The organism is Poseidonocella sp. HB161398 (assembly GCF_005870025.1).
Lineage (GTDB): Bacteria > Pseudomonadota > Alphaproteobacteria > Rhodobacterales > Rhodobacteraceae > Mangrovicoccus.
In genome coordinates, this window is the sequence record NZ_VATA01000011.1 from 103,190 (window position 1) to 116,791 (window position 13,602).

At 71.8% G+C, this 13,602-nt stretch carries 15 protein-coding genes; 12 read left to right on the forward strand and 3 right to left on the reverse strand.

Going from position 1 to position 13,602, the window contains the following annotated elements; genetic code table 11:
• The first annotated feature begins 1,075 nt into the window (after positions 1–1,075).
• From hisI to FGX59_RS11240, 10 genes are all read left to right on the forward strand, one after another.
• On the forward strand, positions 1,076–1,540 hold the full coding sequence (hisI, locus tag FGX59_RS11195; protein ID WP_138466620.1) for a phosphoribosyl-AMP cyclohydrolase: 465 nt from the start codon (positions 1,076–1,078) through the stop codon (positions 1,538–1,540).
• Positions 1,515–2,183: a bifunctional diaminohydroxyphosphoribosylaminopyrimidine deaminase/5-amino-6-(5-phosphoribosylamino)uracil reductase RibD gene (gene ribD, locus FGX59_RS39645; protein WP_370295942.1), complete on the forward strand. Its 669-nt coding sequence runs from the start codon at positions 1,515–1,517 to the stop codon at positions 2,181–2,183. Before hisI ends, ribD begins: the two co-directional genes overlap by 26 nt.
• A 31-nt stretch (positions 2,184–2,214) precedes the next feature.
• A complete protein-coding gene (locus FGX59_RS11205) occupies positions 2,215–3,138 on the forward strand; it encodes a LysR family transcriptional regulator (RefSeq protein WP_138466622.1) in 924 nt (307 codons plus the stop codon).
• 55 nt (positions 3,139–3,193) lie between these two features.
• Positions 3,194–3,997 (forward strand): putative hydro-lyase, encoded by an 804-nt coding sequence (locus FGX59_RS11210; RefSeq protein WP_206078338.1) that lies wholly within the window; start codon positions 3,194–3,196, stop codon positions 3,995–3,997.
• A 52-nt stretch (positions 3,998–4,049) separates the two neighbouring features.
• Positions 4,050–5,096 (forward strand): TRAP transporter substrate-binding protein, encoded by a 1,047-nt coding sequence (locus tag FGX59_RS11215; RefSeq protein WP_370295945.1) that lies wholly within the window; start codon positions 4,050–4,052, stop codon positions 5,094–5,096.
• Positions 5,097–5,119: 23 nt separating this feature from the next.
• A complete protein-coding gene (locus FGX59_RS11220; protein WP_138466624.1) occupies positions 5,120–5,665 on the forward strand; it encodes a TRAP transporter small permease subunit in 546 nt (181 codons plus the stop codon).
• A complete protein-coding gene (locus FGX59_RS11225) occupies positions 5,662–6,942 on the forward strand; it encodes a TRAP transporter large permease (RefSeq protein ID WP_138466625.1) in 1,281 nt (426 codons plus the stop codon). Before FGX59_RS11220 ends, FGX59_RS11225 begins: the two co-directional genes overlap by 4 nt.
• Positions 6,943–7,021: 79 nt before the next feature.
• Positions 7,022–7,768 (forward strand): allophanate hydrolase subunit 1, encoded by a 747-nt coding sequence (locus FGX59_RS11230; protein WP_171060609.1) that lies wholly within the window; start codon positions 7,022–7,024, stop codon positions 7,766–7,768.
• Entirely contained in the window at positions 7,765–8,784 is a 1,020-nt protein-coding gene (locus FGX59_RS11235; protein WP_138466627.1) for a biotin-dependent carboxyltransferase family protein, read from the forward strand. The genes FGX59_RS11230 and FGX59_RS11235 overlap by 4 nt, the downstream gene beginning before the upstream one ends.
• 19 nt (positions 8,785–8,803) lie before the next feature.
• Positions 8,804–9,568 (forward strand): LamB/YcsF family protein, encoded by a 765-nt coding sequence (locus FGX59_RS11240; RefSeq protein WP_138466628.1) that lies wholly within the window; start codon positions 8,804–8,806, stop codon positions 9,566–9,568.
• A gap of 40 nt (positions 9,569–9,608) precedes the next feature.
• Here FGX59_RS11240 and FGX59_RS11245 read toward each other — a convergent pair whose 3' ends face one another.
• Positions 9,609–10,022, reverse strand: coding sequence for a VOC family protein (locus FGX59_RS11245; protein ID WP_138466629.1), 414 nt, complete (start codon positions 10,020–10,022; stop codon positions 9,609–9,611).
• A 91-nt stretch (positions 10,023–10,113) separates the two neighbouring features.
• Between FGX59_RS11245 and FGX59_RS11250 the strand changes: the two genes are divergently transcribed.
• Entirely contained in the window at positions 10,114–10,968 is an 855-nt protein-coding gene (locus FGX59_RS11250; RefSeq protein ID WP_138466630.1) for a LysR family transcriptional regulator, read from the forward strand.
• A 21-nt stretch (positions 10,969–10,989) separates the two neighbouring features.
• Here FGX59_RS11250 and FGX59_RS11255 read toward each other — a convergent pair whose 3' ends face one another.
• A complete protein-coding gene (locus FGX59_RS11255) occupies positions 10,990–11,418 on the reverse strand; it encodes a VOC family protein (RefSeq protein WP_138466631.1) in 429 nt (142 codons plus the stop codon).
• A gap of 92 nt (positions 11,419–11,510) precedes the next feature.
• Here FGX59_RS11255 and FGX59_RS11260 point away from each other — a divergent pair, with 92 nt between their 5' ends.
• On the forward strand, positions 11,511–12,413 hold the full coding sequence (locus FGX59_RS11260) for a LysR family transcriptional regulator (protein ID WP_138466632.1): 903 nt from the start codon (positions 11,511–11,513) through the stop codon (positions 12,411–12,413).
• Here FGX59_RS11260 and FGX59_RS11265 read toward each other — a convergent pair.
• Positions 12,400–13,581, reverse strand: coding sequence for a Xaa-Pro peptidase family protein (locus tag FGX59_RS11265; protein ID WP_138466633.1), 1,182 nt, complete (start codon positions 13,579–13,581; stop codon positions 12,400–12,402). The genes FGX59_RS11260 and FGX59_RS11265 overlap by 14 nt on opposite strands.
• Positions 13,582–13,602: the final 21 nt, after the last annotated feature.

Below are 13,602 nucleotides of genomic sequence, written 5' to 3' on the forward strand. Positions count from 1 at the left end.
TGGAGCGAGTGCCGGGTGCCGCGCGACCGCTCGATTTGCGGCGCGAACCTGAAGATCGAAGCCCCCTGTTTTCCAAAGCGGCGGGGCGTCCTTCCCGCCGTCCGTCTTCGTTCATGGCGTCGCGTGAATGGGTGCCGCGGAACCGCGAATGACGGTGGCGCCGGGTCCTGCGGCCCTGGTCCGGCGGCTCCATCCTGAGCAGCCAGTCGCTGGAGGAAAGCCGCCCCGGACCCTCTCCTGAACCGTATCGCGGCCCGGCCGCGGGCGTGGTCGCGGCGCCAATTCCGCAGGTTCCTCCGGCGGGTGGATGCGAAGGTCCGGGACCGTTGCACCGGATCGCGCCTGTCCCGCCTCTCGGGCGGTTTCGAGGGGCGGGAGGGCTATCGCCGCGTGTCCATAGCGCGTCCAGCGGGCGCTATCGGCGGAGTAGCTGCCGGTCTTCTGATCCGGTGCGAGCTGGCCGAGCCGTTCCGGGGGCATGGACGCATCGCCAATGTCGCGGCCGGGGAACTCCGACGCCCGGGGGCTGGTGCGCTTTCGTCATTGCCGGGCTGGACCTGGCGCCGGACCCGGCCTCAGGAGCCGCCACGCTCGACCGCTTTCCGCGCGCCGGCGCCCTCGATGCCGACTTCCAGCAGATGCGGTAGCCGCTCCGGCCCGCGAAAGGGATGGCTGCGGGGGACCTCCTGCGTGCGGGACCGCGTGCCGGCCGTCGGCGCAGATCTGTGCGGGCTGTTCAGGCGCAGGAGGCTCCGGAAGTTCCCTGCCGCCTGCCGGACCGCCAGGCCGCGACGCACTTCGGCCGTCGGGCAGTCCGGTTTGCGGTGCCGCTTTCGCCGGTCTGCGGGGCGCGGCCTGTCCGGCCGTCGATGCCCTTTCGGGGACCGCGCCAGAGCGTCCGCGCGCCGAGCCGGTCCGCCCGGGCCCGTCGGCGATCACGCCGGGACCTCGCGGTGCCACCCTTTTCCGCGTCTGCGCGGCAGGGCTGCCGGGACGGCGGCGGGCTTGCCTTCTGCCGGATCCTGCAGTTATAGGGGTGTTATAGTATAACATTAATCAGGAGCGCCGCCCAGCCATGCCCCTCTTCGCCCCCCGCCTTTCCGTCGCCCAGGTCGAGGAAGGTACCGACCTCGCCCCGAAATTCGACGCCGAGGGCCTGATCCCGGTGGTTGCGACCGATGCCGGAAGCGGCGAGGTGCTGATGATGGGCGTGATGACGGCCGAGGCGCTGCGCCTGAGCATCGAGACCGGCGAGGCGCATTACTGGAGCCGGTCGCGGGGCTGCCTCTGGCGCAAGGGGGCAACCAGCGGGCTGGTGCAGAAGATCGCCGAGCTGCGCATCGACGACGACCAGGACGCGGTCTGGCTCCGGGTCCGTATCGCGGGCGGGGCGAGCTGCCATGTCGGCTACCGCTCCTGCTTCTACCGCAGCGTGCCGCTGGGCCGTGCGGCGCGGCCGGAGCTGGCCTTTGCCGAGGCGGAGAAGGTCTTCGACCCGGAGGCGGTCTATGGCGATGCGCCCAATCCCACCCGGCTCTGATCCGGACGGCGCCTGGATGGCGCGGGCGCTGGAGCGGGCGGCGGCGGTGCGGGGGCGGGTCTGGCCGAACCCGCCGGTCGGCTGCGTGATCGTCGGGCAGGGCGCCGGGATCGCGGCCGGGGCCACCTGCCCGGGCGGGCGGCCCCATGCCGAGCGCGTGGCGCTGGAGCGGGCGGGGCCGCGGGCGCGGGGCGCGACGCTCTACGTGACGCTGGAGCCCTGCTGCCACTGGGGGCGCACGCCGCCCTGCGCCGATGCGATCATCGCGGCCGGCGTGGCGCGGGTGGTCGCGGCGATGCAGGATCCCGATCCGCGGGTCGATGGCGGCGGCTTCGCGCGGCTGCGCGCCGCGGGGATCGCAGTCACGGTGGGGCCGGGCCGGGCGCGTGCGGAAGAGATCATGGCTGGCTTCCTCTGGCGGCTGCGCACCGGCCGGCCGCTTCTTGTCGCGCCCGGAACGCCGGGGGCCGATGCCGCGCTCCGCTGGGAGGCGGCGGGGCCGGTGCTGGCTTTCGCCGACGGAAGCCGCGAGCGGGCCGGGGTGCTCGGGGCGAGGTTTCTCGACGGGCTCGGGCGCCGCGGGCTGACCAGCCTCGCCCTCGATGCCGCCGATCCGCGCCTTGCGGCCCTGAGGGCGAGTTGACAGCGCCCGGCCGCGCTGCACAGTAGCCGCCATGATCGGCTTCCGCGACATCGAGATCATCCGCGAGGTGGTCCGCCAGGGCAGCTTCCGCGGCGCGGCCGAGAGCCTCGGCATCGCGCAATCGGCCATTTCCAAGCGGATCCGCCATCTCGAGGACCGGCTGAAGATCACCATTTTCGAACGGGTCGGCCGCGGCGTGCGGCTGAGCGCGGTGGGGCGCAGGCTCTACGAGGAGGCCGAGATCCTCGCCGCGCAGCGCGACCGGATCATCGGCGAGCTGACCCATGACGTGATCGCCGGGACGGTGCGGCTGGGCGTGGCCGAGACGATGACCCACAGCTTCCTGACCGGGCTGCTGACGCCGCTGCATGCCGCGCATCCGCAGCTGCGCTTCGAGATCTCGATCGACACCTCGGACCGGATGGCGCAGGCGCTGGCCGAGGACCAGCTCGATTTCATCGTCGTGCTGCGCGACCAGGCGCCGCCCGGGATGCAGGCGGTGCCGCTGATGGCGGTGCATCTGGGCTGGTACGTCTCGCCCGCGCATTTCCGCCTGCCCGACCCGGCCGGGATCGCCGACCTGGCGCCGCATCCGGTGGTCTCCTTCTCGAAGACGACCATGCCCCACCGGCGGGTGCTGGAGATGCTCGCGCTGCAGCGCCAGCGCGCGGTGCCGGTGCATGGCTCGGCCTCGCTGGCGACGATGATGCATCTCGTGTCCCAGGGCTTCGGCCTCGGCACGCTGCCCAGGATGCTGGTGGCGCACTGGCCGCAATTCGGGCTGGAGGAAATCGCGGTCGCCGAAGAGGCGCGTCTGCCCGACCTGCAATTCGTCCTGTGCTATGACGCGGAAAAGAATGCGAAAATCGGCCGGGAGCTCAGCCGGTTCGCGCGGGCGGCGGCGGATGAAATGATCACTTCAGGTGATCGGTTTTGCAGTAAAATGAACTATTGATCGATCGGTTTCTTGCGGGGAATAAATCTTCCCCATAACTGCAAGGACACCGATCGTGACCAGCCCGCTTCTCGATGACCCACGGCACCTGCGCGCGGAAATCCGCGCCGGGCGCTTCGACCGCTCGACCACCGGCGTCGGCGGCAATGCGCTCCAGGCCAATCTCGCCATCCTGCCCGAGGCGGAGGCGGCGGAGTTCCTGCGCTTCTGCCAGAAGAACCCGCAGCCCTGCCCGCTGATCGCCGTGGGCGAGCCGGGCGACCCGTCGCTGCCGACGCTGGGCGAGGGGATCGACCTGCGCTTCGACGTGCCCCGCTACCACATCTGGCAGGACGGGGTGATGGTGGGCGAGGTCGCCGATCTCGCCGACCACTGGCGCGACGACCTCGTCTCCTTCGCCATCGGCTGCTCCTTCAGCTTCGAGGCCGCGCTGGCCGAGGCGGGCATTCCGCTGCGCCACCAGGAGAACGGCACCGTCGTGCCGATGTACCGCTCGGGGCTGCAGACCCGTCCCGCCGGGCGCTTCCACGGCCCCGTCGTGGTCTCGATGCGGCCGATGCCGGTGCGCGACGCGATCGAGGCGGTGAAGATCTGCGACCGCTTCCCGCTGGCCCATGGCGCGCCGGTCCATATCGGCGATCCGGCGGAGATCGGCATCGCCGACGTGATGCGCCCAGATTACGGCGACGCCCCCGAGATCCGCGCGGGCGAGGTGCCGGTCTTCTGGGCCTGCGGCGTCACCCCCCAGGCGGCCATCGCCCAGGCGAAGCCCGGCTTCGCGATTTCCCATGCGCCCGGCCACATGCTGGTGACCGACATTCCCGCCCCGCAGGCGGAACGGCGCATCGCGGCCGTCTGACCGGCCGCCGCACGCCTCCCCAACAAGAAAACACCCCGACAGGAGACACAGAATGACCGCAATGACCCTCCGCCTCTCGCTGCTGCTCGGCGCCTCGGCGCTGGCCATGCCCGCCCAGGCCGAAGAGCACCTGACCGCCATCGGCACTTGGAGCAGCGTCTACATCTACCAGGACTTCGAGAAGCCCTTCTGGGAGGGCACGCTCTCCGAGCTGACGGACGGCGCGTTCTCCGGCGAGATCAGCAGCCTCGACCAGATGGGCGTGGCGGGACCGGATGTCTACCGGATGCTGGGCGACGGCGTCTTCGACATCGGCACCACGATTGCAGACTACGCCGTGGGCGACGCGCCCGAGCTGGAGGGGCTCGACGTGCCGCTCCTGGCGATGACCCCGTCCGAGGCGCATGCGATGGTCGATGCCGCGCGGCCGATGGTGGCGGACATCTTCGCCGAGCGCTTCTATTCCCACGCGCTCGGCATGCTGCCCCACGCGCCGCAGGTGATGTTCTGCCGCGACGAGGTGGCCTCGCTCGACGACCTGCAGGGCAAGAAGGTCCGCGGCTCGGGCCGGATGACCACCAAGTTCCTCGAGGCGCTCGGCGCCGAGGGCGTCAATATCGCCTTCTCCGAAGTGCCCGGCGCGCTGGAGCGCGGCGTGATCGACTGCGCCATCACCGGCGCGGGCTCGGGGCTGTCCGCGGGCTGGTGGGAAGTCACGGACTACCTGGTGACGCTGCCGCTCGGCGGCTGGGACACGGCCGTCGTGGCGATCAACCAGGACCGCTGGGACGGGCTTTCCCCGGAGCAGCAGGAGGCGCTGCAGGCGGCGGTGACCACCGGGCTCGAGGACAGGGTCTGGGCCGCCGCCGATGGCGGGCTGGAGCAGGACCTGGCCTGCCTCTCGGGCGCGGAGGCCTGCGAGGACCCGGTCGGCGCGGAGATGGCGCTGGTCGATTTCTCCGAGGCCGATCTGGAGAAGGTGCGCAGTGTCCTGACCGGCACGGTGCTGCCCGACTGGGCAGAGCGCGCCGGGGCGGACTGGGTCGCGCGCTGGAACGGCAGCGTCGGCAAGGTCACCGGCGTCGCGATCGCGCAATGACCGGCGGGCGGGGACTGACACCCATGTGGGACGCAGTTCACGGCGCGCTCCGGCGCGCCAACCGCCTCGTCGCGCTGCTCCTCGGGGCGGCGCTGATGGCGGTCACCGTCTTCATCCTCTTCGAAGTGGCGGCCCGGAAGCTCGGCACCGGCACGATCGGCGGCTCCGAGGAGATCTCCGCCTACGTGATGGCGGCGCTCTCCAGCTGGGGCCTGGCCTGCGCGCTGGCCGAGCGCGCCCATGTGCGGATCGACTACATCCGCCAGAAGCTGGCCGAGCCGGGCCGCGTGCTGATGGACCTCTTCGCGATGGTCGTCACCAACGCCACCGTGATCCTGATCGCGGTGAAATGCTGGCCGGTGCTGGAGAAGACGCTGAAGCGCGGCTCTACCGCCAATACCGTGCTGGAGACGCCGATGTGGATCCCGCAGGGCATCTGGTTCGCCGGCTGGATCTGGTTCGCGGCGACCGCGACGCTGGTCACGCTGGCCGGGATCGCCTTCTTCCTCGACGGACGCCGCGACGCGCTGGACCGCGCGATCGGCATGGGATCGGAGCTTGACCAATGATCTGGACCATCGGAGCCGCGCTCCTGGGGCTGATGGCCCTGTCGATCCCGGTGGGGATCGTGCTCTTCCTCCTCGGCATCGGCGCCGGGCAGGTCTTCTCCTCCTTCCCGCTCCTTCGGGCGCTCGGGCAGATGGTCTGGTCCTCCTCGGCCAGCTCGACGCTGATCGCGATCCCGCTCTTCGTGCTGCTGGGCGAGATCCTGGTGCGCGGCGGGGTGGCGGCGCGGACCTATGCCGCGCTCGACCGCTGGATGAGCTGGCTGCCCGGCGGGCTGGTGCATGCCAATATCGCCACCGCGACGATGTTCTCGGCGACCTCCGGCTCCTCGGTCGCGACCGCCGCAACCGTGGCCACCGTCGCCATGCCCCAGGGCGAGAAGCTGGGCTACGACCCGCGGCTGTTCTCCGGGGCGATCGCGGCGGGCGGCACGCTCGGCATCCTGATCCCGCCCTCGATCAACCTGATCGTCTACGGCTTCCTGACCGAGACCTCGATCCCCTCGCTCTTCGTCGCGGGGCTGGTGCCGGGGGTGCTGATGGCGCTCGGCTTCATCCTGGTGACGCTTGTGCTCTGCCGCGCGCGGCCGTCGCTGGGCGGGCCCTCGATCCGCTACAGCCGGGCCGAGCGGCTCGCGAGCCTGTGGAACCTGGTGCCGATCCTGGCGCTCTTCGCGGTGGTCATCGGCTCGATCTACGCGGGCTGGGCGACGCCGACGGAATCCGCGGCGATCGGCGTGGCCATGGCGGCGGTCATCGCGGCCTGCGGCGACGGGCTGAAGCTGTCCGCGCTGGCCGATGCGCTGATCGGGACGGTGAAGATCTCGGCGATGATCATGCTGGTCATCACCGGCGCCTTCTTCCTGAACTTCGCGATGAATGCCGGCGGCATGGGGCGGCAGATCGGCGAGATGATCGAGGGCGCGGGGCTGACCCCGTTCTCGACGCTGCTCCTCGTGATCGCGCTCTATATCGTGCTGGGCTTCTTCATCGAGACGCTGTCGCTGATGGTCGCGACGATCCCGATCATCGTGCCGATCATGGCCGGGATGGGCTTCGACAAGATCTGGTTCGGCGTGCTCCTGATCATCCTGATCGAGATGGCGCTGATCACCCCGCCGGTGGGGCTGAACCTCTTCGTCGTGCAGGCGGCGCGGCGGACCGGCTCGATGAACCAGGTGATGGCCGGGGCGCTGCCCTATGTCGGCGTCATGCTGGCGATGCTGGTCCTGCTGATCGGCCTGCCGGGGATGGCGCTGTGGCTGCCCTCGATCCTGTGACCTGACCACTGGCAGGCGGCCGCGGCCCATGGGCGCGGCCGCTTCCCGGCCCTTTCCCTCTCTGCTAGACGTGACCGACATGATCTCCGTTTCCGACCTGACCCCCGAAGCGCTGCCCGCAGGGGCCGACGGCGTTCTCCTGCGCTTCGCGCTGAAGCCCGGCCCGGCCGCGATGGCCGCGATGCAGAGCCTGGCCGCAGAGCTGGCCGAGACCCCGCCCGCGGGCATGGCGGAGATCAGCCCGGCGCTGGTCTCGGTGCTGGTGCGCTATGACCGCGCCGCCACCAGCCGCGAGGCGCTGGCCGCCGACCTGATGGCCCGCGCCGAGCGGATCGCGGCCGAGCGCCGTCCGGCGCCGGCGCCCGCGCGGCTCTGGCGCATCCCGGTCGCCTTCGGCGGCGACCACGGCCCGCAGCTGGCCGAGGTCGCCGGGCTGATGGACCTTTCCGAGGAAGCGGCCGTGGCCGGGATCTGCGCCGCCGAGCTCAGGGTGCTGGCGATCGGCTTCGCCCCCGGCCAGCCCTATATCGGCCTCCTGCCCGAGAGCTGGAACTTCCCGCGCATGTCGGCGCTGAACCCGGCCGTGCCGCAGGGCGCGGTGACGGTCGCGGTGCGCCAGATCGTGATGTTCACCGCCGACGGCACCACCGGCTGGCGCCAGGTCGGGCGCAGCGGGCTGCGGAACTTCCTGCCCGGGCGCGAGCCGCCCATCGCCTTCCGTCCCGGCGACGCGGTCCGCTACGAGCCCGTCCCGGCGGTGGAATTCGACGCGCTGCGCGACGCGGCCGACGGCTATGGCGGCGCGAAGCTGGAGCTGCGGGCATGACCGGGCTCGCGATCCGCCGCGCCGACGGGCTCATGACCGTGCAGGATGCCGGGCGTCCGGGCCACATGGCCGAGGGGCTGTCGCGGGGCGGCGCCATGGACCTGCTGGCGCTCTGCGAGGCGGCCGCGCTTCTCGGGCTGCGCCAGGTGCCTGCCGGGATCGAGATGGCCGGGGCGGGCGGCAGCTTCGCGGTGACCAAGCCCACCCGGCTGGCGCTGACCGGCGCGCCGATGGCCGCCACGCTCGACGGTGCGCCCCTGCGCTGGAACTGCGCCCATCTGGTCGAGCCGGGGCAGGAGCTGCGCATCGCCGGCACCCAGGCGGGGCTCTACGGCTATCTCGTGCCCGCGGGCGGCATCGCGACCGAGCCCTGGCTCGGCAGCCGCGCGGCGCATCTGGGCATCGGCATCGGCTGGCTCCTGCAATCGGGCACCGAGCTGCCCTGCGGCGCGGATCCCGACCCGCTGCGCCCGGCCCGCACGATCCGCGCCGACGAGCGCTTCGAGGGCGGCCGGGTGCGGGTCATGGACGGGCCGCAGACCGGGCTCTTCGAACCCGAGGTGCTGGACGCTTTCTTTGCCACGGAATTCACGCGCGCCCCGCGGGGCAACCGCCAGGGGGTGCAGCTCGACGCGCCCGCGCGCTTCACCTCGGAGCATGCCGCCGGGCTGGCCTCGGACGTGATCATGCCGGGCGACCTGCAGATGACCGGCGAGGGGCTGCCCTATGTGCTGATGGCCGAATGCCAGACCATGGGCGGCTATCCGCGGATCGGCACGGTGGTCCCGGCCGACCTGCCGCGGATCGCCCAGGCGGCGCCCGGCGCGTCCATCCGCTTCGAGCGGGTCGCGCTGGAGGAGGCCGACCGGCTCTGGCGCGATGCCGGGCTCTGGATCGCCGAAGCCGCGGCGCGCTGTTCTGCGCTGGTGCGCGATCCGGCGACGATCCCCGACCTTCTGTCCTACCAGCTGATCAGCGGCGTGACCGCCGGCGACGACCTGGACCTGACCGCCTGAGCCCCGAAGGAGACCACGGATGGCGAAGACCCTCGATCTGAACTGCGACATGGGCGAGAGCTTCGGCGCCTGGACGATGGGCGAGGACGCGGCGATGCTCGATCTCGCCAGCACGGCCAATGTCGCCTGCGGCTTCCATGCAGGCGACCCGTCGGTGATGCGCCGCACGATCGCGATGGCAAAGGCGAAGGGGGTGCGGGTCGGCGCGCATCCGGGCTTCGCCGATCTCTACGGCTTCGGCCGCCGCCGCATCTCGGGCGAGCGCCCGGAGGACCTGGAGGCGCAGCTGATCTACCAGATCGTCGCGATGCAGGGCATGTGCGCGGTCGAGGGCCATGCCATGACCCATGTGAAATTCCACGGCGCGCTGTCGAACATGGCCTCCGAGGATGCCGGTCTGGCGGCGCTCTGCGCCCGCGCGATCAAGGCGGTCGACCCGCAGCTGATCTTCGTCACCATGCCCTATTCCGAGCTGGAGCGCGCCGCAGAGGCGGCCGGGCTGCCGCAGGTCTCGGAGGTCTTCGCCGACCGCAGCTACACGCCCCAGGGGCGGCTGACGCCGCGCAGCCAGCCGGGCGCGGTGATCCACGCCCCCGAGGTCTCGGCGGGGCAGGTGCTGGAAATGGCGGTGGGCGGGCGCATCCCCTGCACCGATGGCAGCTTCCTGCCGGTGCAGGCCGACACGCTGTGCATCCATGGCGACACCAGGGGCGCGGTCGAGATCGCCCGCACGCTGCGCAGCCGGCTCGAGGCCGAAGGCGTCGCTATCGCCGCCTTCGCCTGAGCATCGCGGACAGGCCCGGGTTCGCGCCCGGGCCGTGCGCTCAATGGGCGAAGAGCCCTTCGAAATCGGCGAAGCCCTTGATCTCGATCGGGTTGCCCGAGGGATCGAAGAAGAACATCGTGCGCTGTTCGCCCGGCTCGCCCTCGAAGCGGATGACCGGCGGAATGTCGAAGGCGATGCCCGCGGCCTGCAGCCGGTCCGACAGCGCCATCCAGTCCGGCAGCGCCAGGACCGCGCCCATATGGGGCATCATCACCATGTGATCGCCGACCTTGCCGGTGCGCGTGACCGGGAAGGGCTCGCCCAGATGGCAGGACAGCTGGTGGCCGAAGAAGTCGAAATCCACCCAGGTCTCGGTGGAGCGGCCTTCCTCGCAGCCCAGAACGTCGCGGTAGAAGACCCGCGTCGCCTCGAGGTCGGTGACATGGAGGGCCAGATGGAAAAGCGATTTCATAGGGGTCTCCTTGATCCTGTTGCGCCCCTGCTAGCGGAAAGCTAGGAAAAGGAAAAACATGTTATTCTGGCGCTGAGAGAAAGAAAAGCCGATGGACATCCGCTTCCTCGACAGCCTGCTCTCGGTGGTGGCCGAGGGCTCCATCGTCGCCGCGGCGCGGGCGCAGGGGCTGACCCCGGCCGCGGTCAGCCAGCGCATCCAGGCGCTGGAGCGCGAGCTGGGCGTCGCGCTGCTCGACCGCGGCGCCAACCGGGCGGAGCCGACGCGGGTCTGCCGCGACCTGATGGAGGACATGGACCGGATCGTGGCGCTGTCGCGCGCGCTGAAGGCGCGGGCGGCGCCCGGCGAGGCGGCGGGGAAGATGCGGCTGGGGGCGATCTCGACCATGCTGACCGGTCTGGTGCCGCCGCTCCTGCGGGCGCTCGGGGAAAGCGCGCCGGGCATCACGCTGCAGATCGAGCCGGGCAGCTCCGCCCAGCTCTGCGAGGCGCTGCTTGAGGGGCGGCTCGACGCGGCGCTGATCGTGGCGCCGCCGGGCGAGGCGCCGGAGCGGCTGGAGCTGCATCCGCTGCGCAGAGAACCGCTGATGCTGCTGGCGCCGCCGGGCTCGGGGACGATGCCGCTCGAGGCGCTGTTCCGGCGCTATCCGCTGATCGCCTATGACCCGGCCTCCTGGGGCGGGCGGATCGCGGCACGTTATCTCGCCGAGCGGGGACTGGCGCCGCGGCTGCTCTGCGCGCTCGACGGGCTCGAGGCGATCTCGGCATTGGTCAAGGGCGGGGCGGGGGTGTCGCTGGTGCCGCGCTGGCCGGGGCTCGAAGGCGCGCGGCCGCTGCCCGGGGGCGATCTCTATTCGCGGCGGATCGTGGCGGCGCTGCCGCGCGCGCCCGAGCGTCCGGCCTGCCAGCAGGCGCTGGTGGCGGCGCTGAGGCAGGCGGCGGGGTGACCCGCCGCCCGGTTTCGGGGATCAGACCGCGAAGAGCTGGCCCAGGTCGCGGAACGCCTTCAGCTCGACCGCATTGCCCGCCGGATCGGCGAAGAACATGGTCGCCTGCTCGCCCGGCTCGCCCTTGAAGCGGACATAGGGAGCGATGATGAACTCGACCCCGGCCGCGGTCAGGCGGTCGGCGGTCTCCTGCCAGGTCTCCATGTCCATCACCAAGCCGAAATGGCGGCAGGGCACGCCATGGCCGTCGACCGCGTTGGTCTTCGCCTCGCCCAGCTCCTCGGGCGCGAGATGGGCGACGATCTGGTGGCCGTGGAAGTCGAAATCGACCCATTTCTCCGAGGAGCGGCCCTCGCCGCAGCCAAGCAGGCCCTTGTAGAAGCCGCGCGCCGCTTCGAGGTCGTCGACCGGGAAGGCCAGGTGGAACGGGCGGATGGATTGGTCGGTCATCTGTCTCTCCATGAGGTTTCCCTCCGGATACGGATTTCCAATCGCGATGGAAAACGGTAAATAATCGCGCTGAGCAACGCGGAATCTGATGAATGCTGACGGAGCTGAAGACCTTCCTGGCGGTGGCGCGCCATGGCACTTTCGCGGCGGCGGGCGACCGGGTCGGGCTGACCCAGTCGGCGGTCAGCGGCCAGATGCGGCGGCTGGAAGAGAAGCTGGGCAAGCCGCTCTTCGCCCGTACCGGGCGCAGCGCCGAGCTCAATGCCGACGGGCGGCTGCTGCTGTCGCGGGCCGGGGCGCTGCTGGAGATGGCAGAGGGGCTGCTGGCGCCCGGGGAGCCGGGCAGCCAGACCGGCAGCCTGGCGGTCGGGGCGATCGCCTCGGTGCATCTGGCGCTCTTGCGGCAGGTGCTGCCGGGCTTCCTGGCGGAGTTCCCGGCGATGCGGGTGCGGGCGGTTCCGGGCACCTCGATGGAGCTGCTCGACCGGCTCGACGGCGGCGAACTAGACCTGGCGCTGGTGATCCGGCCGGGCTTCGGCCTGCCGCCGGGGCTGGGCTGGCGCCCGCTCCTGCGCGAGCGCTTCGTGCTGGTCTCGCCGCCCGGCTGGCCGCCGGAAAGCCAGGCGGAGATGCTCGCCGCGCGGCCCTTCCTGCGCTACAACCGCATGTCCTTCGGCGGGCGGCAGGTGGAGCGCTTCCTCGAGGCCGGGCGGATCGCGGTGCGCGACTGGGCGGAGCTCGACGACATCCCGACGATCCTGGCGCTGGTCGCCGACGGGCGCGGCGTGTCGATCGTGCCCGAGGCGGCTGCCTACCGCGCCGAGCTGGCGCAGGTGCGGGTGACGGCGCTGGCGCCGCCCGCGCCGGTGCGCGAGATCGGCATCATCCATCCCGCGCTGCCGCCCGGCGCCGGGGCCGCGCCGGACGGGCGCTTCATGGCCCTCTGTGCGGCGGCGGCGGCGGAACTGCCGGGCGGCGGGCTCAGCAGCGGGTGATGCCGCGGGGCAGGGAGGAGAGCACGTCGATGCCGGTTTCGGTGACGATCACCGTTTCCGAGGCGCCGACCGTGAAGGCGCCGTAGCGGCGCAGCGTGGCAGGCAGGTGGAAGACCATGCCGGGCTCCAGCGGGCGCGCCACCCCGGTGAAGAGCGACAGGATCGCGCCCTCGCCCCAGTCCGGCGCGAAGGCCGCGCCCATGGAATAGCCGATCCGCTTGCGGAAGGCCGCCGTGTGCCCGGCCGCGTCGATCACCGCCTGCGCGGCGTCATGCGCAGCCGAACAGGGCCGGCCCGGCGCCATCGCGGCCAGCGCGGCATCGAGCGCGCGCTCGGCGCAGTCCTGCATCTGCTGCACATCGGCGGGCACCTCGCCGACCCAGGCGGCGCGCATCAGCGCGGCGTGATAGCGGTCATGGCTGCCCGCAAGTTCCAGGAAGACGCCGTCCCCCTCGGCCAGCACCCGGCGGCGCCAGGTGGCATGCGGGATGCCGCAGCGCGGACCCGAGGAGACCAGCGGCTCCATCGCCATCGCCTCGGAGCCCGAGCGGATCGCGGCGGCCATCATCGCGGCGGTGATCTCGTTCTCGTCGGCGCCCGCGCGGCAGGTGGCGAGCGCGGCGCGGATCCCGGCCTCGGCATGGCCGGCGGCCAGGCGGATGCGGTCGAGCTCGGCCGGGGACTTCACCGCCCGCAGCCCCTCGGCCAGGCCCGAGCCGTCGACCAGCGCCACGCCGCCCAAGGCGGTTTCCAGCCGGGCGGACATCTCGGGGCTGACGAACCAGCCCTGGCGTTCCACTGCCAGCGTCTTCAGGCCGAGCCGGCCGACCAGCGCGGCCAGCGCCGCGGCCGGATCCTCGCCGTCCTGGTAGGCATGGATGTTCTCCAGCCAGGTATTCGCCGCCGCGCCGGTGGTCTCCAGCTGGCGGACCAGAAGATGCGGCGCGCCCGAGGCGGGGACGAGCAGCGCCTGGAAGGCGAAATAGCCGGCGGTCTGGCGGCCGGTGGCCCAGAAGATGTTCTCGGGTCCGGTCAGCAGCAGCGCATCGGCGCCCGCGGGCAGGGCGCGGCAGAGCGCGGCGATCCGGGTCTCGAATTCGGCGGCGGGGAACACCGCCTCGGCGCCGCGGAGCCCGGGGACTGCGGAGGTGGGGGTCAGGTCTTGCATCGGATCGTCCTTCCGCCCGGG

Bases quoted from the DNA above. Each gene is read 5' to 3' on its own strand.
- hisI (WP_138466620.1), top strand. From the start codon at position 1,076: ATGCCCCTCTTCGCCCCCCGCCTTTCCGTCGCCCAGGTCGAGGAAGGT.
- ribD (WP_370295942.1), top strand. From the start codon at position 1,515: ATGCGCCCAATCCCACCCGGCTCTGATCCGGACGGCGCCTGGATGGCG.
- FGX59_RS11205 (WP_138466622.1), top strand. From the start codon at position 2,215: ATGATCGGCTTCCGCGACATCGAGATCATCCGCGAGGTGGTCCGCCAG.
- FGX59_RS11215 (WP_370295945.1), top strand. From the start codon at position 4,050: ATGACCGCAATGACCCTCCGCCTCTCGCTGCTGCTCGGCGCCTCGGCG.
- FGX59_RS11220 (WP_138466624.1), top strand. From the start codon at position 5,120: ATGTGGGACGCAGTTCACGGCGCGCTCCGGCGCGCCAACCGCCTCGTC.
- FGX59_RS11225 (WP_138466625.1), top strand. From the start codon at position 5,662: ATGATCTGGACCATCGGAGCCGCGCTCCTGGGGCTGATGGCCCTGTCG.
- FGX59_RS11230 (WP_171060609.1), top strand. From the start codon at position 7,022: ATGATCTCCGTTTCCGACCTGACCCCCGAAGCGCTGCCCGCAGGGGCC.
- FGX59_RS11235 (WP_138466627.1), top strand. From the start codon at position 7,765: ATGACCGGGCTCGCGATCCGCCGCGCCGACGGGCTCATGACCGTGCAG.
- FGX59_RS11240 (WP_138466628.1), top strand. From the start codon at position 8,804: ATGGCGAAGACCCTCGATCTGAACTGCGACATGGGCGAGAGCTTCGGC.
- FGX59_RS11245 (WP_138466629.1), bottom strand. From the start codon at position 10,022: ATGAAATCGCTTTTCCATCTGGCCCTCCATGTCACCGACCTCGAGGCG.
- FGX59_RS11250 (WP_138466630.1), top strand. From the start codon at position 10,114: ATGGACATCCGCTTCCTCGACAGCCTGCTCTCGGTGGTGGCCGAGGGC.
- FGX59_RS11255 (WP_138466631.1), bottom strand. From the start codon at position 11,418: ATGACCGACCAATCCATCCGCCCGTTCCACCTGGCCTTCCCGGTCGAC.
- FGX59_RS11260 (WP_138466632.1), top strand. From the start codon at position 11,511: ATGCTGACGGAGCTGAAGACCTTCCTGGCGGTGGCGCGCCATGGCACT.
- FGX59_RS11265 (WP_138466633.1), bottom strand. From the start codon at position 13,581: ATGCAAGACCTGACCCCCACCTCCGCAGTCCCCGGGCTCCGCGGCGCC.